General features: G+C 55.0%; 16 protein-coding genes. 13 read left to right on the top strand and 3 right to left on the bottom strand.

The window, feature by feature from the left end; translation table 11 throughout:
- The first annotated feature begins 5 nt into the window (after positions 1 to 5).
- The gene (locus ACPGUT_RS02950) at positions 6 to 1,151 is read left to right on the top strand and encodes an amidohydrolase (protein WP_423988753.1); all 1,146 of its coding nucleotides are present in this window, start codon (positions 6 to 8) and stop codon (positions 1,149 to 1,151) included.
- Positions 1,152 to 1,154: 3 nt separating this feature from the next.
- On the top strand, positions 1,155 to 2,351 hold the full coding sequence (locus ACPGUT_RS02945; RefSeq protein WP_423988752.1) for a diaminopropionate ammonia-lyase: 1,197 nt from the start codon (positions 1,155 to 1,157) through the stop codon (positions 2,349 to 2,351).
- A gap of 3 nt (positions 2,352 to 2,354) precedes the next feature.
- Here the strand turns inward: ACPGUT_RS02945 and ACPGUT_RS02940 are convergent, their stop codons facing one another.
- Entirely contained in the window at positions 2,355 to 3,548 is a 1,194-nt protein-coding gene (locus ACPGUT_RS02940; protein ID WP_423988751.1) for an amidohydrolase family protein, read from the bottom strand.
- Between the two features lie 115 nt (positions 3,549 to 3,663).
- Here ACPGUT_RS02940 and ACPGUT_RS02935 point away from each other — a divergent pair, with 115 nt between their 5' ends.
- The 6 genes from ACPGUT_RS02935 to ACPGUT_RS02910 all read left to right on the top strand — a co-directional run bounded on the left by ACPGUT_RS02935 (position 3,664) and on the right by ACPGUT_RS02910 (position 9,750).
- Complete coding sequence (locus ACPGUT_RS02935) at positions 3,664 to 5,013, top strand: hypothetical protein (RefSeq protein ID WP_423988750.1); 1,350 nt, start codon at positions 3,664 to 3,666, stop codon at positions 5,011 to 5,013.
- 111 nt (positions 5,014 to 5,124) lie between these two features.
- Entirely contained in the window at positions 5,125 to 6,414 is a 1,290-nt protein-coding gene (locus ACPGUT_RS02930; protein ID WP_423988749.1) for an ABC transporter substrate-binding protein, read from the top strand.
- A 60-nt stretch (positions 6,415 to 6,474) separates the two neighbouring features.
- The gene (locus ACPGUT_RS02925; RefSeq protein WP_423988748.1) at positions 6,475 to 7,401 is read left to right on the top strand and encodes a branched-chain amino acid ABC transporter permease; all 927 of its coding nucleotides are present in this window, start codon (positions 6,475 to 6,477) and stop codon (positions 7,399 to 7,401) included.
- A complete protein-coding gene (locus ACPGUT_RS02920) occupies positions 7,401 to 8,333 on the top strand; it encodes a branched-chain amino acid ABC transporter permease (RefSeq protein ID WP_423988747.1) in 933 nt (310 codons plus the stop codon). Before ACPGUT_RS02925 ends, ACPGUT_RS02920 begins: the two co-directional genes overlap by 1 nt.
- Positions 8,330 to 9,043, top strand: coding sequence for an ABC transporter ATP-binding protein (locus ACPGUT_RS02915; protein ID WP_423988823.1), 714 nt, complete (start codon positions 8,330 to 8,332; stop codon positions 9,041 to 9,043). The genes ACPGUT_RS02920 and ACPGUT_RS02915 overlap by 4 nt, the downstream gene beginning before the upstream one ends.
- Positions 9,043 to 9,750, top strand: coding sequence for an ABC transporter ATP-binding protein (locus ACPGUT_RS02910; protein WP_423988746.1), 708 nt, complete (start codon positions 9,043 to 9,045; stop codon positions 9,748 to 9,750). The genes ACPGUT_RS02915 and ACPGUT_RS02910 overlap by 1 nt, the downstream gene beginning before the upstream one ends.
- Positions 9,751 to 9,756: 6 nt before the next feature.
- Here the strand turns inward: ACPGUT_RS02910 and ACPGUT_RS02905 are convergent, their stop codons facing one another.
- Positions 9,757 to 11,715: a lytic transglycosylase domain-containing protein gene (locus ACPGUT_RS02905; RefSeq protein WP_423988745.1), complete on the bottom strand. Its 1,959-nt coding sequence runs from the start codon at positions 11,713 to 11,715 to the stop codon at positions 9,757 to 9,759.
- Between the two features lie 168 nt (positions 11,716 to 11,883).
- On the opposite strand from ACPGUT_RS02905, the gene dapA reads away from it, so the two are divergent.
- Both dapA and smpB read left to right on the top strand, forming a co-directional pair.
- Positions 11,884 to 12,759 (top strand): 4-hydroxy-tetrahydrodipicolinate synthase, encoded by an 876-nt coding sequence (gene dapA / locus ACPGUT_RS02900; RefSeq protein WP_423988744.1) that lies wholly within the window; start codon positions 11,884 to 11,886, stop codon positions 12,757 to 12,759.
- 120 nt (positions 12,760 to 12,879) lie between these two features.
- Positions 12,880 to 13,362, top strand: a complete 483-nt coding sequence (smpB, locus tag ACPGUT_RS02895) for an SsrA-binding protein SmpB (RefSeq protein ID WP_423988743.1) — start codon at positions 12,880 to 12,882, stop codon at positions 13,360 to 13,362.
- Positions 13,363 to 13,432: 70 nt separating this feature from the next.
- On the opposite strand, the gene ACPGUT_RS02890 is transcribed toward smpB, so the two are convergent.
- Positions 13,433 to 14,143 (bottom strand): hypothetical protein, encoded by a 711-nt coding sequence (locus ACPGUT_RS02890; protein WP_423988742.1) that lies wholly within the window; start codon positions 14,141 to 14,143, stop codon positions 13,433 to 13,435.
- 334 nt (positions 14,144 to 14,477) lie between these two features.
- On the opposite strand from ACPGUT_RS02890, the gene ACPGUT_RS02885 reads away from it, so the two are divergent.
- From ACPGUT_RS02885 to ACPGUT_RS02875, 3 genes are all read left to right on the top strand, one after another.
- Entirely contained in the window at positions 14,478 to 14,768 is a 291-nt protein-coding gene (locus ACPGUT_RS02885) for a hypothetical protein (protein WP_423988741.1), read from the top strand.
- 170 nt (positions 14,769 to 14,938) lie between these two features.
- Positions 14,939 to 15,793, top strand: a complete 855-nt coding sequence (gene sseA / locus ACPGUT_RS02880; protein WP_423988740.1) for a 3-mercaptopyruvate sulfurtransferase — start codon at positions 14,939 to 14,941, stop codon at positions 15,791 to 15,793.
- 1 nt (position 15,794) lies between these two features.
- Entirely contained in the window at positions 15,795 to 16,979 is a 1,185-nt protein-coding gene (locus ACPGUT_RS02875; RefSeq protein ID WP_423988739.1) for an aromatic amino acid transaminase, read from the top strand.
- Positions 16,980 to 17,003: the final 24 nt, after the last annotated feature.

Below are 17,003 nucleotides of genomic sequence, written 5' to 3'. Positions count from 1 at the left end.
CTAACATGACTGAGACACTGGATCTGACAAAGTTGCGGCATCGGTTTCACCGCCAGCCCGAACTGGGATTTCAAGAAATTCGGACCAAACGTCTGGTTGCAGAAACCCTGCAGTCCCTGGGTATCGAAACACATGAAGGCATCGGGGTGGTCGGTGTTCTGCGCATGGGCACAAGCAACCGCGCCATTGGTTTGCGCGCGGATATGGATGCGTTGCCTATTACGGAAACCTCCTCTCATGATTATATATCAGAGACCCCCGGCGTGATGCACGCCTGTGGGCACGACGGGCATATGACAATGCTTTTGGGGGCGGCGGAACGCCTGTCTCAGGGCGGTGACTTTGACGGCACCGTGGTGTTTTTCTTTCAACCAAACGAAGAACACGGCCTGGGCGCAAAGGCAATGATTGACGACGGCGTGCTGGATCAGTTTCCCGTTGATGAAATCTACGCAATTCACAATCTGCCGGGCGCACCCGCAGGTCAGGTGTCCAGTCGGGAAGGCGTGATCTGCAGCAGCGAAAGCCTGTTTGAAATCGCGATTCAGGGTCAGGGCGGACATGCATCCATGCCACAGGTGGGTGTTGACACGATAACGGTTGGCTCTGAACTGGTGCTTGCTCTGCAGACGATCGTGTCGCGCAAGCTGCAACCGGGGGCCGGTGCGGTGGTTTCGGTGACGGAATTTCAGACAGACGGCCAGCGTAATGTTCTGCCCGGGCATACCCTTCTGAAAGGGGATGTGCGCGCACGTACGCCTGAGGACCGCATCGAAATCGAAAGATTTATGCGCCAGATCACGGATGGTATCGCCCGAACCCATGCTGTTGATATCGACGTGTCTTTCAAGACCGAATTCATTGAAACGATCAATGCTGCGGAACCTTGTGAGACAGTCTATCGTGCAGCAGACAAAGCCGGCCTGGACGTTATCCGCAATCGCACCCCAATGAGTTTCTCTGAAGATTTCGCACATTTCGCAGCCCGGGTGCCCGCCTGTTTCCTATTGCTGGGCAATGGCACAGATGATGCACACGGCAAGCCCCTGCATGCGGCTGACTACGACTTTAATGACGCGCTGTTACCCATTGGGGCTGACTTTTGGTCCCAACTTGTGCGCGACCGCCTTCCCCTCCGAAAGGACACCTGAGACATGGACATTTTCCGCAACGCTAAACTGCAACACACCACGGCCCAGCGTAAAACGGGTGACGCTGCCAGCACTGTCATTTCGCCTGATGATTTTGCACATGCCTGTGACGAAATTTCCCAATGGGAAGGCTACGCACCCACCCCGTTGGTGCCCCTGCCCGGTCTGGCGCAAAGAATTGATGTGGGGCAAATCCATTACAAAGATGAAGGTCCGCGTTTTGGTCTTGGCAGTTTTAAGGCGCTTGGTGGTTCATACGCCGCCCTGCGTATTTTGCAGCGTGAACTGACTGCAAAGCTGGGGCGTGATGTATCTGCCGAAGATATTCGCAACGGCGTATATGCAAAAGACGTCTCAGAGATCACACTTGTTTCCGCAACGGATGGCAATCACGGGCGTTCACTTGCCTGGGGATGTCAACGTTTTGGTGCGCCCTGCCGTATCTATATTCATGCCGAGGTCAGCGAAGGCCGGGCACAGGCGATGCGTGACCTGGGCGCGGATGTTGTCCGGATCAAAGGCGATTATGACGAATCCGTTTTACTTGCCAAATCAGAAGCCACAGAACACGGCTGGTTTGTGGTCTCCGACACATCCTGGACCGGCTATTCAGAACCGCCCCGCGATGTGATGGCGGGCTATGGCATGATGACCCGCGAGATCTGCCAGACCCTGGCCCAAGCCCCCACCCATGTGTTTCTGCAAGGCGGCGTCGGCGGGCTTGCCGCTTCGGTCGCGGCCGGGTTGCGGCAGCATTACGCAGAAGCTTCCCCACAGGTGGTAATCGTCGAACCAGATCTGGCGGCCTGCCTGTTTGACAGCGCCCGCAACGGCAAAGCCACGAATTTCGCCATCAAAGAAGAAACGATCATGGCGGGCCTGTCCTGCGGTGAACCATCCGGAATGGCATGGGAAATACTGGCAGAAGAAGCATCCGATTTCCTGACAATCCCCGACACAATTATTCCACCCGTGATCCGCATGTTGGCACGATGCGAATGCAACGACCCGATGATCGAAGCCGGCGAAAGCGCAGTCGCAGGCCTGGCCGCCGTGATTGCAGCCAGCCTTGAACCGGCACTCAGGGAAAAACTGAACCTGGATCAGAACGCCCGTATTCTTCTGATTGGCTCAGAAGGTGTGACGGACCCTGCCATTTTCAACGAAATCATGTCTGAAACCGCGCAGGACCGCTTGTAATCGTCAGGTCAGGCATTCCGGCAGACGCCCCGCGGGCGGGGTGTTGCGGGAACGGCCTGATGTGACTTTTCCGTCAATGATCGTCATGCCGACACCCGGCAAGTTGCCCAATTGTACGGATTCTAGGATGTTTTTACCGGGGGCATGTTGGGCCTGATCCATCAGGACAAAATCGGCGCATTTGCCAACGTCGATAATACCAGTGTCCAGCTCGCGCTGGCGCGATGTGTTGCCATTGGCAAAGCAAAAAGCGATCTCAGCCGGGACATTCCCAAGCGCTGACAACATCGCCACCATCCGCATAATCCCCAGTGGCTGCACACCTGACCCGGCGGGCCCATCGGTACCCAGAATGATCCGATCCATTTGTTTAAGTTCACGTGCCGTGTTCAACGTCAAAAGAGCAGCACGTTCATTGCCATTATGTACGATTTCAAGGCCAGCCGTGCAGCTTTCACACAGACACATGATCTGATCATCCGGCAGGGCAGAGTGGCCCCCGTTGATGTGACCGATCACATCAGTTCCGGTTTCCAACACCATATCCGCATCAATCAGACCTGAGCCGGGAATGGATGGCCCGCCCGTGTGGATCGTGGATTGAATGCCGTATTTGCGCGCCCAATCCACCATCTGTTTCGCGGTTTTTCCGTCCTTCACTGTGCCCAGGCCAACTTCGCCCAACAGCTTGACGCCCGCATCAGCCATATCTTTGAAATCCTGTTCGACCATCCCATGTTCAATAACCGGCGCGCCAGCGTGCACTTTCATACCAGAGGGGCGAAAATTATCGTACCAACGCTGTGCGGCAATCGCCATGGCCTTCAGCCCCACAATGTCTTTCGGGCGGCCCGGCATATGGACTTCTCCGGCGGAAATCAACGTGGTGACACCGCCGTGCAATGTCGAATCAATCCAGTTCAACTGGCTTTGACGCGGCGTGTAATCCCCGACAACCGGGTGGATATGGCTGTCGATCAAGCCAGGGGCCAAGGTCACCCCATGGGCATCCACAACCGTGTCGGCACCTTCGCAATCCAGATCCTTTTCATAGCCCCACTCAGAAATCTTGCCATCAACAGCAATTAAACAATCGGCCTCGTAAATCGGGGCTTCCATTTTGCCTGACAGCATCAAGCCAATGTTTTTGATAACAAGTTTGCCTTTGGTGGTGTTTTCTTTGGTGGGGCCGGCCATGTGATCTCTCCCTAAAAGTTGTTAGCATGCTAACATGAATTTTAAATCGCACAAGCGCGATGTCATTCTTGCAAATGGCCCGCACACAGTTGCAAGATAACCCGGGAGACAAAATATGCGGCACACAACAATCGCGGCCCTCACAGGCCTTTTGGCCTTATGGCCAAGCATAGCCCAGGCACATGTGTCGGAAGGCGCGCTTGTTCTATTGATGCCCACTGGCTTCTACACGGCGGCGGGTGTCAGCGCGGTTGTTCTGTCCGTCATGGTCGCAGCACTGTTGCCCCGGTCCGGCGTCGCATCACTATTCGCAACCATCCGTCTGCGCGTCACTTCCAGATTGTACATGCCACTGTCTTTTGCCGGTTTTTTCATTTTTATCGGCGTAGTGCTGGCGGGTATGTTTGGGGAACAGCATCCTCTTGAAAACCTGATGCCGCTGTATATCTGGACGTTTCTGTGGCTCATCATGCCTGCATTGCAGGTCATGTTCGGAAATATCTGGCACGGGCTAAACCCCTGGGCCTTTGTCACGCAGTTTCTGAAAAAACCAAGCCCCGAAACGGCAAAGCCCTGCTGGCCCGCCTTGTTCTGCTTTCTGGCGATTTATCTTTTTGCCATGGTCGATATTGCCCCGGATGCGCCCAAACGCCTGGTCATGATCGCAGGTCTCTACTGGCTGTTTCACATGGGGATGATCCTTTGGAAAGGCCCCAGCTGGTTACAGCGCGGCGAAGGGTTCACTGTGATGTTTGCTCTGCTCGCACGCCTTTCCCCTTTCAGCGGGGGCCGTTTCGGCATGCCCGGGCATAGCCTTCATCAGGCCGAAATCCCCGCCCTCTCCCTGGCGATCTTTACCATCGCGATGCTGGCTGCAGGCAGCTATGACGGTATTAATGAAACCTTCTGGTGGCTGGCACAAATTGGGGTCAATCCGCTGGCCTTCCCAGGCCGTTCGCAGGTGGTCATCCCCATGATCCTGGGCTTTGTTCTGGCCCAGATCACGCTTTTGCTTAGCTTTGCGATGTGCTGCTGGTTGGGGTGGCGCATAGCGGCAAAGCCAGAAGGGTTTCAAAATTTTTTCACGCTGATGGCCCTGGCCCTTTTGCCAATTGCTGCCGGATATCACATCGCCCATTATCTGACGGCGTTCCTAGTAAATGGGCAGTATCTTTTGATTGCCCTCCAGGAGATTTTCCATTTCGCCCATGACAGCGATCATGCAGAACCCTTTATTACAACGGGGTTTTTCAACCGCCCCGCTTCGGTGGCGACAATCTATACCGTTCAGGCCAGCGCGATTGTTATCGGGCATATTCTTGCTATTTTGCTATCTCACAGCTTTGCCTTGCGTCTGTCAGGCACACGGGCCCAGGCACTAAAAAGCCAACTGCCCCTGATCATCTTTATGATAGCTTATACGTTTCTTGGGCTCTGGCTTCTGGCCAGCCCGCGCGGGGTGTAGCTGCATTTTTGAATAAAACAGTAGACAGATCGTTTGCATACATACAAACTAACGCTCAATCAACGGACACAGAAGCCAGAAACATATTCCAGCTTACGGGGGGATTACACGATGACTTCCACAAAGAAAACAACGATTTCACGGCGCAGCACATTGGGCCTACTTGGGGGGGCAGCCCTTGCACCCGCAGTTCTGCCCGGCCTGTCCGGTTTTGCCCAGGCGCAAAGCTCCGCGCCGATAAAGATTGGCTTCCAGCTGCATCGCACCGGAATTGGCGCCGCTTATGGCCGTTGGTATGAACGCACATCCAATGCCGCCGTCGCCCGGATCAACGACATGGGGGGCATCAATGGCCGCCCGGTGGAATTGGTGATCGAAGACGATGGCACCGACCCAAAGCGCGGCGCAGAAGTGGTCGAAAAATTTGCCACACAGCATGAATGTGACATTGGGTTTGGCACGCTGTTTTCCCATGTGGTTTACGGTTCTGCCCCCCGTGCGGGCGAATTGAAACTGCCGTATTTCGTGTGTTCCGAAGGCCATCACGTGGCATCCGGCGCGCTGAACCGATATGTCATGCAGCCCGGCATTACGGATGTGAAAAGCCAAGTTCAGGCCATGGCGCCATTTGTGGCGAATAATCTGGGCAAGAAAGTCACCATGATCTTCCCTGACTTTGCGTTCGGCCATGATCACCGCGATTTCTTCTCGGCCGCGATTGAAGCCCAGGGCGGCGAAGTCGTCGCGAAAATCGCAATCCCACCGACAGAGACCAGCTTTACCAAATACTTCCCGCAGATCCCGCGTGAAACCGAGGTGATCTATCACGTGATGGTCGGCCCTGCGGTGCTGACATTTGTGAAAGAAATGGGCGAATTCTTTGGCCCGTCCCGCCCGGAAATCTTCGGGTTCATCGACAGCCTTGAGGCGGTCGATCTGTCCTCCCCTGGCCTCGAATTCCTAGAAGGCACCTATTTCTGGGAAGGCAATCCGCGTTACGCCCAGGCGGATCAATCGGACCATGACAAAGCCTACCGCGCGGCCATCGGCATCGATGACAACGGCGCAAGCCTTGCGGACAGCGCCGATGTGTCGACCTATGCGCATATGTTCTCTTGCTGGGAAACGCTGAACGTCATCAAACGTGGCATGGAAACCGCCGGGTATCAGGGGCCAGCAGATCGCGTAAAACTGATCGAAGCGATCGAAGATATGACCGACATGGCCCATTCCGACGATCACCCACAGGGGGCGAAAATCTTCAATGGCAAGACCCACCAGGTCTTTGGTCATCAGTATATTTCACAGGTCGAAGAAGGCCGCCTGAACGTCAAACACACCACCGCAATTGAAGACGGCTTTTATGAAGATGAAGTCGACTACACCACTCAAAGCTTCTGATGCTTTTCCGCAGGCCCGGCATCTCGGGCCTGCATCTTTCCCGGATAATCTGAGAACACGATGGAATTTGGTCCTCATCTGATGCTGGCTGCGCTCGAAGGTGCGATTACGGCGGCGGTTTTGGCGCTGACGGCAGTTGGCCTGTCTCTGACCTTTGGCGTCATGCGCGTGGTCAACGTGGCGCATGGCGAATTTTTCATGCTGGGCGCGGTGGCGGCTTGGTTTATTTCGACCGCTGTCGGCGGGCATCCCGCACTGGGCTTTATCGCCGCTGCGATATTGGCCCCCCTGATCATTGGCTTACTAGCGGCCAGTGCCGACTGGCTGGTGTTAAAACGCCTGGATTATGACCCGGAACGCACGATTGTGGCCACCATTGGGCTGCTTTATATCATCCAACAGGGCGCATTGATTGGCTTTGGCCCAAACGCGCAACCGGTTGAACCGCCCTTTAGTCATCGCATTGCTTTGCCATGGTTCGAATGGACAGAGGCCGGGTTTGAAATGTATTACCCTTGGGGGTTGTCCACCAATTCCTACAAGCTTTTCATTATCTTCGCCGCCGCCATGCTGTTGCTTGGTCTCTGGATGATCATGACACGCACAAAGGTGGGCCTTGTGATGCGTGCGACGCAGCAAGACCGTGATATGGCCACAGCTTTTGGCATACCTGTGGAACGGATCTATGCGCTGACTTTCGGCATGGGCGCAGCCCTTGCGGCCCTTGGCGCAGTTCTGATCGTGCCGGTGCAGCAGGCCTATTACCTGATGGGCCATGACCCGCTTTTGCTGTCGTTTATCGTTGTGATCATCGGTGGTCTGGGCAGCCTGCGCGGCACGATTGTCGCGGCCCTTCTAATCGGGATGAGTGACGGGATCATCTCGGTCTTCTTCTCGCCCACGCTGGCAAAGATCATCGCAACGCTCCTGGTCGCCATGGTTCTGGTCTTCCGCCCGCAGGGCTTGTTTGGGAAGGGGACGCATTGATGTCAGACGTTTCACGCATCCACCTTTTGCACGCCGCGATGATCGCTGCTCTGGTGATCTGTTGGTTTGTTCTGCCGGTCTATCATGCGGGCAATCTGGCGCGGATCATGGTCTTTGCGATTTATGCCATGGGCTATAATCTACTGTTTGGTTACACCGGCCTTCTGTCGCTTGGACACGCATTGTTCTTTGGTGCAGGCATGTACGGGCTTGGCCTTGCCATGCATCTGGGCGGGGTATCCGCCGGACCGGGTATTCTGGCTGGACTGATCACAGCACTGGTTGTCTCAGCCGTTGTGGGATTCCTTGCCCTGCGCACATCCGGTGTCGCATTCATGATCGTCACGCTCATGTTCGCCCAAGCCGGGTATCTGACGGTGCTATTGTTTGGCACCTACACCCGTGGCGACGAGGGCTTCGTCCTGCCCCAGGCCACACGCGCCCTGATGGGCATTGATCTGTCCGACGCGCAGAACCGCTATTTCGCCGCCCTCATCTTGTTTGCGATCGTGCTGTTCTTCATCGGTTGGCTTGTACGCACGCCTTTTGGGCGTTGTCTTGTTGCGATCCGTGAGAACGAAGAACGCGCCCGTATGTTGGGCTATGACATCACCCGGCACAAACTGATCGCAGTGATCCTGTCCGGCACGATCTCGGGCCTGTCCGGCGCGGCGTATTGCCTGTTGTTTGGATCCGCCCAGGCCGCATTCGCCGCAGTGCCCTATTCTATTTTCCCACTGCTCTATGTTCTGTTGGGTGGCATGGGCACAACGATCGGTCCCTTTGTCGGCACGCTATTTATGTTCTACCTGATTGACTGGTCCGGCGGAAATATGATGGTCGCGGGCTTTGTCTTGGTGGCGCTTGCCCTGTTTGCTCCCGCAGGGATTTTGGGCGAAGTGCGCCGGAGGTTCATCACATGGCTGCCATGAATATCCTTGAAACCAAAGGCTTGACCAAAACCTATGGCGGGCTGAATGCAAATTACAACATTGATTTCACCTTACCGCGCGGTGAAATCCACGCGTTGATTGGGCCGAATGGGGCGGGCAAATCTACCTTTGTCGGCATGCTGTCTGGCCGCATTCCCGCCACGCGCGGCAAAGTCTGGTTTGATGGGGCCGAAGTCACCCGCCTCCCCGCCCATAAACGCATCAGCCTTGGCATTGCCTATACATTCCAAATCACATCGATCTTTGGCAAACTGCCGGTGCGTGAAAACGTGGCGCTTGCAGTACGGCGTGTCCTTGGGCGTGATCGGGCTGCGGTGCAGGCAAAAGTGAATGGCGTGCTGGAACGTGTCGGCATGACCGATCAGGCGGATCAGCTGGCCGGGGATCTGTCATACGGGCACCAACGCGTGCTTGAAATCGCCATGGGGCTTGCCCAAAACCCAGAACTTTTCATTCTTGACGAACCCACACAAGGCCTGGCCCTGCCCGAGGTAGAAGCCTTCAAAGACCTTGTGCGTGATCTGCGCGGGGAAACCACCATTCTGCTGATCGAACACAATATGAACGTGGTGATGGAAGTGTCCGACAGCCTGACTGTCCTGAACAACGGCGAAGTTCTGGCCCGAGGCACCCCAGATGAGATCCGCGCAAATGCCGATGTTCAGGCTGCATATCTGGGGGGCGCATAATGTTGGAAATCAATTCCGTTTCCGCCCATTATGGTAAGGTGCAGGTGCTGTATGACCTGTCTGTCACCGCCCAAGCGGGTGAGATCACCTGCATTCTGGGCCGCAATGGTGCAGGCAAAACAACATTGATGCGCGCGATCATGGGGATCGTTCCGGTAACCGGTGGCGACATTGCCTTAAACGGTGAAAACGTCAGCGCCAGGCCGCCACATGATACCCCCCGCCAAGGCATCGCGCTTGTGCCGCAGGGGCGGCGCCTGTTTCCGGAACTGTCTGTCGCAGAAAACATCGAAGTTGGCTTGATGGCGCGCAATTTCAAAGGCAGCAAACGCCGCGAGATGCGTGAAAAAGTGCTGGATCTCTTCCCCCGACTGCGCGAACGCCTAAAACAACAGGCGGGCACATTGTCAGGTGGCGAACAGCAAATGTTAGCCACCGCCCGGGCCCTGGCGATTGATCCGCAGGTTTTGCTTTTGGATGAACCAGGCGAAGGGTTGCAGCCCTCTGTCGTTGCGCAAATTCAGGATGTGATCGTCAGCATGCGCGATCAGGGGCTTGCCGTTGTTTTGGTGGAACAGCGGGTCGATGCGATCCTGACATTGGCGGACAAAGCTGTGTTTGTTGAAAATGGGCGCAATCTGGAAACGCTCAGCCGGGCAGATTTGCAGGCAGATCCCGAAGTGATCCGCCGCAATCTTGGTGTCTGAACCTATTCAGCGTGTACGTCGCAATTCCTCTGACAGGGTGATGGGGCTTGTCTGACCGGACAGGCGCGCACGATATACGATCATGCTTTCCATCACGCGCATCACATAGTTCCGGGTTTCACGGAATGGAATATGTTCAATCCAGTCAACAGGATCGGTGCGTTCACGACGCGGATCACCATAGCGTTCCATCCAGCGGATCGGGCGGGACGGCCCGGCATTATACCCAGCAGCAACAAGGGGATACGCTGTGCCAAATTCCTCAACCAGCCCCGCCAGGTAGGTTGATCCAAGGCGGGCGTTATATTCTGGATCCGATGTCAGCCCCTGAAGATTATAACGAATGCCCAGTTCACCTGACACCTGCTGCGCGGTACGTGGCATCAGTTGCATCAAGCCACGGGCACCTGCACCGGAAATCACCACCGGATCAAATTCGCTTTCACGCCGGGCAATGGACAAGGCCAGTTCAGGCACCACAGGCAAACGCCCCTCAATCAGCGGATGCAACGGGTAATACGCCGCATGCAAGGTCAACCCACGAGACGCCGCACGCTTGCCGATCATCACCGCCAAATGGGGTTCTTTCAGCGCGACAGCAAGATTGCCAAGCTGACCAATTTCGGCCCGGGGCAGGGTTTCTGTCAGATGGGTCAGGAAACGTTCAGACAGGGATAGATCCCCGGCCTGATGCAACAGAAAGCCAGCTTGAAAAACAGTGCTTTTCAGAAATGGGGCATTGCGCCAGTTTTCAAATTCCTCGCCCCCGGTCAGGCGTTCATCCATCGAAACACCAACACGTTCTGCCGCCAGCTGACCATAAAAGCTGGTCTGGAACTGCGCGCCCGCACGATAGAATTCCGCGGCACGGGCATCATTGCCCAACGCTTCCTGCGCCCGGCCCTGCCAATACCCCGCCCGACCAAGGCTGATGGGGGTAAAGACAGCGTCCTTAAAGCGGGCGAAATGACGGGCCGCAGTTTCGGCATCGTTCAACTTACGCAACGCAATATAGCCCGCAAGCCATTCCAGATCAGCAAAGTTGCTGCCGGATGTCATGCCATGGGTCGCGGCCAGACGATACGCTGCACGGTTTTTCCCGTCGCGCATCAACTGACGCGCAATCGCACGTTGCCAGTGTCCCCAACGATTGGCTTCACCAGTGCCAACACGACTGCCTGCCTGTGAAATGGCCAGTTCCGCAGCACTGTCATAACGACCTTTGCGCGCACGCCAAGTGAACCGTTCCCAGGCAAGGCCCGGATCGTTCTGCAAACTGGAAGGCACGGCTTCGATCAGCCCATCAACACCATCTTCATCCCGACGCAGCCCCATACGCGCACGCGCCAGTGCTTGCCAACCCGCCGATGCCAGCGGCATCATTTTGGCGATTTCTTCCCGATCCGCACGCCACAGAAAATGATCCAAACGTGCATTGTGATGGCTTTCCAGAAGACCTGCGTAACGACCAAGGTAGATCTCGCGGTCTTCATCTTCTTCGACTGGAAGGGATTGCCAGGCGCGTACGATCTGCGCACGCGCATCATTTGGATTGCCGGTTTCCCGCAAGGCACGGGCGTAATACAGCGCACCATGGCCGGTTTGCGGTTTCTGTTCCTCGAAATAGGCAACCACCTGACGCAGTGGCGTATTTTCATCAATGCTGGCTTCGCCCCGGCGACGCAGCAGTTTCAAACCAGGCCAATCGCCACGACGTGCCAGAAAATCACGGTATTCGGAAAAAGAGCCTTCCGGCGCACGCAGGCGCAACCATTGCACAACATCACGCCCGACTTCGCCAGAGGCACGGGCGGCAGATTGCGCGGCGGGCCAGTTTTCCGTTTTCACCGCTTCCAACGCACGCGCCAAGGCAGAAGCGTCCTGACGCGATTGGGCCTGCGCAGGAGACAGGGTCAGAATCGCCACAAAGCACAACGCCAAGATGAATTGAAAAGCTGTCCGCACCACTACATTCCTCATTTTGCGCAGAATCACGCTGTTTTGGGCGCAAATCTAACTGATCTCCCCCTTCCAACAAGTCACAATCCCGGATAGAGAGACGCGGCGGCACTGATCCGCCGCGAGAATGACATTTATGGCGAACAATCGCCCGCAACACAAAGGAAGCGTATCATGTTTACTGGCTCTCTGCCCGCATTGGTTACGCCGTTGAAAGACGGCCAGGTGGATTTTGTTGCGCTTAAGAAACTTGTGGAATGGCATATTGCTGAGGGGTCCGACGGTCTTGTGCCTGTCGGGACAACCGGTGAAAGCCCAACCCTGACCCATGAAGAACATGAGGCCGTGATTGAGGCTGTTGTTGAAGTTGTGGCCGGACGTATCCCCGTGATCGCCGGTGCCGGCAGCAATAACACCGTTGAAACCGTGCGTTTCCTGCAGCACGCGGAACGTGTGGGTGCGACGGCTGGTCTGGTGGTGACGCCGTATTATAACAAGCCAACCCAACGCGGCCTTTACGCACATTTCAAAGCGGCCCATGACGCCTGCGATCTGCCGATTGTGATTTACAACATCCCGGGCCGTTCCGTTGTTGATATGACACCGGAAACCATGGGTGAACTGGCAAAGCTGCCGCGCATTGTCGCTGTGAAAGACGCAACCGGCGATATCGCCCGCGTCAGCCAACAGCGTGCAAGCTGTGGTGCAGATTTCATTCAGCTGTCCGGTGAAGATGCCTCTGCGCTAGGGTTTAACGCCCATGGTGGTGTTGGTTGTATTTCCGTGACAGCGAATGTTGCACCGCGTCTTTGCGCGGAATTCCAAGCAGCGACGCTGGCGGGGGATTACGCGAAGGCACTGGAATACCAAGACAAACTGATGCCCCTGCATGAGGCGATCTTTATTGAACCTGGCCTGACCGGTGCAAAATATGGTTTGTCAAAACTTGACCTCTGTTCAGAAGAGGTGCGTTCCCCGCTGACAGGGCTTTTGGATGACACCAAAGCGCAGATCGATGCTGCCATGCGTCATGCAGGCCTGATCAACTGACCAAAATGGGGGCTCTGCCCCCAAACCCCCGGAGTATTTCGGGCAAGATGAAAAGGTGTCGCGCAAGCGCGCAATGCGCCGCACCTTTACACCTGTCGCCAGAGCGCATAGATCATCCCTATGGCTAAGAAACCCAAGACCGCAGAAGAAAAAAACTACAAAGTGATCGCTGAGAACCGGCGCGCACGCTATGACTATGCCATCGAGGATGACATTGAATGCGGCGTCGTGCTTGAAGGATCTGAAGTGAAATCCATGCGGGTGGGTCAAACCAATATTGCCGAAAGCTATGCTGCGGTTGAGGATGGTGAACTTTGGCTCGTGAACAGTTATGTTGCGCCTTACAAGCAGGCGGTGATGTTTGGTCATGAAGAGAAGCGACGTCGCAAATTGATGGTGTCGCGCAAAGAACTGTCACGGCTTTGGCAGGCGACGTCTCGTAAGGGCATGACGCTTGTGCCGCTGGTGATGTATTTCAACCATGTAGGCCGCGTGAAGATTAAGATCGGCGTCGCCAAAGGTAAGAAAAACCACGACAAACGCGCAACCGAGGCCAAGCGCGATTGGGGCCGTCAGAAACAGCGGTTGCTGAAAGAAGGGTAACCTTCCCCCGGTTTCTATGCAAAGCCATGACATATCCACAGTTATTGGGATCCATCGTTCTGCGTATCGGTCAGTTTTTGTTCGAACGAGCCGCTTCGGCGCCAGCTGCGAACCCCTCGTTATATGCCTGATCACATACCCTGCGCCAGCTTTCACGATCCAGAGTACCTTTCAGTGCAGAAACAACCGCGCCGAAGGTTTTTAATTCAGTCGAGCGTGGATTATCGGGCAGCACCTTGAGATACTCCGCGTTCATCCCGGACCTCCACATTTGTATCTGATCATCCGAGGGTATGTTGCCTTCAAACTCAAGGTAAATTTCTCGACGGTCAGCATCTTCGAAATACAGACGAAGACCATTGTCATACGGGAAAACATAATACCCCAAAAATGTAACGACAGCCCCTTTTTGCAGCAAACCTGACCGATTGGGATGGATTCTCTTGATCACCTCATAACGTTGACCATAAACAAGCCAACTCTCATCAGTTTTACCTTTGTCGCGGTAATTGTGGCGATTCAAACAATCAATACGGTTCCCATGTGTCAGTGTTGTCGTGACCGGATTCTCGGGAACATCGAATTTAAGCACCAACGCGTTAATTTCTTCTCGGGTAGAAATACTGTAGTCATAATTTTCTAACAACCCTTTACTCAAAGGAGGCTTGCTGGCAGAACCCCCTACGCGTTTTTGTTTTCTCCCCTCAGACAGATTTCTTTTTATGTTTCCAAAGCCCCAAGATATCAACGATGCTGTCAAAATAAGCAGTTTTTGGATCAAAAATCGCGCAGCTAGAAAAGCTAGGCTAAACCCAATGACGAGCAAAATAACCGTATTCGTAAATCAGCCTCTAAACACTCAGAAACAACTCTGAGAGTTGAACACAAGCACTGCCAATAAGACAAGCCTCTCACGGTCAACCATTTATCTGCATTCAGTTCGAATTTACACCATGGCATTCCCTGGCTGTGGGAAAACTATTGTCCTTTTCCCCTGATCTTCTGGCCTCCACTTCAATATTTAGGATGCACAACCGGTAAAACATCGGGGCGTGGGTGATCAGTCAGGGAATGGTCTTGATCATCTGCTGTATAAAAGCGGTAAGGGGTATAACATGTTTGGAACGATTGTCAGTCTTGTTGCAGGTGCAATCGGTGGTAACGTCGCAGGTGGCGCACTGAAGGATCTGAACCAAGGGACGCTTATCAATTCAATCGCGGGCATCGCCGGCGGTGGGCTTGGTGGCACAATCCTGAGCATGGTGGGTGCAGGTGGACTTGCCGATGCGGCAGCCGGCGGTGGCTTGGACATTGGTGCAATTGTTGGTCAACTCGCTTCTGGTGGTGTTGGCGGTGGTGTTGTTCTGGCCATTGTTGCGGTCGTACGTAAAGCCCTCGCGAAGTAAAGAGTGCTCTGTTGAGTAAGGTGCAATGAGACGCAGAGGTTTCCGGCCTCTGCGTCTTTTTGTGTCTGAGACCTGTTAATTTTCGTGTTTTTCTTGCGCCCCCGTTTGCATCGGAGTAGGCAGGGAATTAAGCGCCCAAAGCGGGCGTATGTGATGATGCGGGGGTAAAAATGACAGCAGATGATCCGAAAACACTGGTTTCCACTGACTGGCTGGCGAAGCATATAAAAGACCCGGATCTGCGGATCATTGATGCAAGCTGGTATATGCCGGCCGAAGAACGCAATCCCCGCACCGAATACGAAGGTTGTCATATTCCCGGGGCGCGTTTTTTTGACATTGATGCGATTTCCGATCCACGTTCGGAACTGCCACATATGGCCCCACCGGTGGAATTATTCATGTCCCGCATGCGCGCCATGGGCGTGGGTGACGGACATCAGGTTGTTGTCTATGATGGCTCTGGCCTCTTCTCTGCCGCGCGTGTGTGGTGGTTGTTCCGCCTAATGGGCAAAATGGATATTGCGGTTCTCGATGGCGGACTGCCAAAATGGATTGCAGAGGGCCGCCCCACCGAAGACCTGCCCCCAATTGTGCGCGACCGCCATATGACCGTACAGCGCCAAGCCCATATGATCAAAGATGTGACCCAGGTCGCCGCGGCGTCTAAACTGCGGGATTACACCATTATTGATGCGCGCGCTGCGGGCCGTTTCTCGGGGCTGGAACCAGAACCGCGGGAAGGTCTGCGATCTGGCCGTATTCCGAATTCAAAGAATGTTCCGTTCGCCACCGTGCTGAACGATGACAAAACCATGAAATCCCCCACAGATCTGCGGGCTGTATTTGAAGCAGCGGGTGCCGACCTTGGCAAGCCCGTGATCACCAGCTGTGGATCTGGTGTCACCGCCGCCGTTCTGTGCCTTGCGCTGGAACGGATGGGGAAAAAAGATCATGCGCTCTATGATGGCTCCTGGGCCGAATGGGGCATGTATTCAGACCTGAAAGTGGAAAGCGACGCATAAGATGCTGACGAACCTGAAAGACCAGCCCGCCGATAAAATCCTCGCCCTGATGGCGATGTACCGCGAAGACCCGCGCACAGATAAGATCGATCTGGGCGTTGGTGTTTACAAGGACGCCAGCGGCAACACCCCCGTCATGCGGGCGGTGAAGGCTGCGGAAAAGAAGATCTGGGAAGAACAGGACAGCAAGGCATATACAGGTCTTGCCGGCGATCCGGCGTATGGCGATGCGATGGTATCTCTGGTTCTGGGATCCGCCGTTTCCCGTGACAATGTTGCAGCGGTTGCGACACCTGGCGGCACTGGCGCGATCCGCCAGGGACTTGAGCTGATCAAAATGGCGGCACCAGATGCCACTGTTTGGCTTTCTGCCCCGACCTGGCCAAACCATCCGTCAATCATCAAATATCTGGGCATGCCAATGTCCGAATACCGGTATCTGAATGATGACACCCCAACCGTGAATTTCGACGGCATGATGGAAGATCTTCAGGGCGCAAAAGCCGGTGATGTCATTCTGCTGCATGGCTGCTGTCACAATCCGACCGGCGCAAACCTAACACTGGCACAATGGGCCGAAGTAATTGCATTGATGCAAGAAAAAGACCTGACGCCATTCGTTGACATCGCCTATCAAGGTTTTGGTGACGGTCTGGAAGATGACGCGGCTGCCGTGCGCATGGTGGCGTCCGAAATGCCCGAAACCATTATCGCGGCCAGCTGTTCCAAGAACTTCGGGATCTACCGTGAACGCACGGGCCTTCTGATGGCAGTTGCGCAGGATGAAAGCCTAAAGGCACGCAGCCAAGCGAACCTCGCCTTCCTGAATCGTCAGAACTATTCTTTCCCACCTGATCACGGTGCACGCATCGTCAGCACCATCCTGAACGATGACGCGCTGAAAGCCGACTGGATGGCCGAACTGGAAGAAACACGTCTTGGCATGCTGGAACTGCGCAAGCAGCTAGCAGCCGAACTGAAACGTCTGTCCAATTCAGATCGCTTTGGGTTTCTTGCGGAACATCGCGGTATGTTTTCTCGTTTGGGTGCTACACCTGAACAAGTTGAAAAACTGCGGGTGGAACATGGGATCTACATGGTGGGCGACAGCCGCCTGAACATCGCCGGTCTGAACGCCAACACCGTTCCGATCCTTGCGCAGGCGATTGTCGACGTCGGCGTCTGATTTTCAGGCATTCCCAAGCAAGAA

The organism is Halocynthiibacter sp. (assembly GCF_049608145.1).
In the GTDB taxonomy this organism is placed as follows: domain Bacteria; phylum Pseudomonadota; class Alphaproteobacteria; order Rhodobacterales; family Rhodobacteraceae; genus Halocynthiibacter.
This window is presented reverse-complemented; position numbering and strand designations above follow the sequence as displayed.

Excerpts from the sequence above, each read along its gene's own strand:
- smpB (WP_423988743.1), top strand. The coding sequence starts at position 12,880 with ATGGCTAAGAAACCCAAGACCGCAGAAGAAAAAAACTACAAAGTGATC.
- ACPGUT_RS02950 (WP_423988753.1), top strand. The coding sequence starts at position 6 with ATGACTGAGACACTGGATCTGACAAAGTTGCGGCATCGGTTTCACCGC.
- ACPGUT_RS02925 (WP_423988748.1), top strand. The coding sequence starts at position 6,475 with ATGGAATTTGGTCCTCATCTGATGCTGGCTGCGCTCGAAGGTGCGATT.
- ACPGUT_RS02945 (WP_423988752.1), top strand. The coding sequence starts at position 1,155 with ATGGACATTTTCCGCAACGCTAAACTGCAACACACCACGGCCCAGCGT.
- ACPGUT_RS02935 (WP_423988750.1), top strand. The coding sequence starts at position 3,664 with ATGCGGCACACAACAATCGCGGCCCTCACAGGCCTTTTGGCCTTATGG.
- ACPGUT_RS02930 (WP_423988749.1), top strand. The coding sequence starts at position 5,125 with ATGACTTCCACAAAGAAAACAACGATTTCACGGCGCAGCACATTGGGC.
- ACPGUT_RS02915 (WP_423988823.1), top strand. The coding sequence starts at position 8,330 with ATGAATATCCTTGAAACCAAAGGCTTGACCAAAACCTATGGCGGGCTG.
- dapA (WP_423988744.1), top strand. The coding sequence starts at position 11,884 with ATGTTTACTGGCTCTCTGCCCGCATTGGTTACGCCGTTGAAAGACGGC.
- ACPGUT_RS02910 (WP_423988746.1), top strand. The coding sequence starts at position 9,043 with ATGTTGGAAATCAATTCCGTTTCCGCCCATTATGGTAAGGTGCAGGTG.
- ACPGUT_RS02920 (WP_423988747.1), top strand. The coding sequence starts at position 7,401 with ATGTCAGACGTTTCACGCATCCACCTTTTGCACGCCGCGATGATCGCT.
- ACPGUT_RS02940 (WP_423988751.1), bottom strand. The coding sequence starts at position 3,548 with ATGGCCGGCCCCACCAAAGAAAACACCACCAAAGGCAAACTTGTTATC.
- ACPGUT_RS02875 (WP_423988739.1), top strand. The coding sequence starts at position 15,795 with ATGCTGACGAACCTGAAAGACCAGCCCGCCGATAAAATCCTCGCCCTG.
- ACPGUT_RS02885 (WP_423988741.1), top strand. The coding sequence starts at position 14,478 with ATGTTTGGAACGATTGTCAGTCTTGTTGCAGGTGCAATCGGTGGTAAC.
- sseA (WP_423988740.1), top strand. The coding sequence starts at position 14,939 with ATGACAGCAGATGATCCGAAAACACTGGTTTCCACTGACTGGCTGGCG.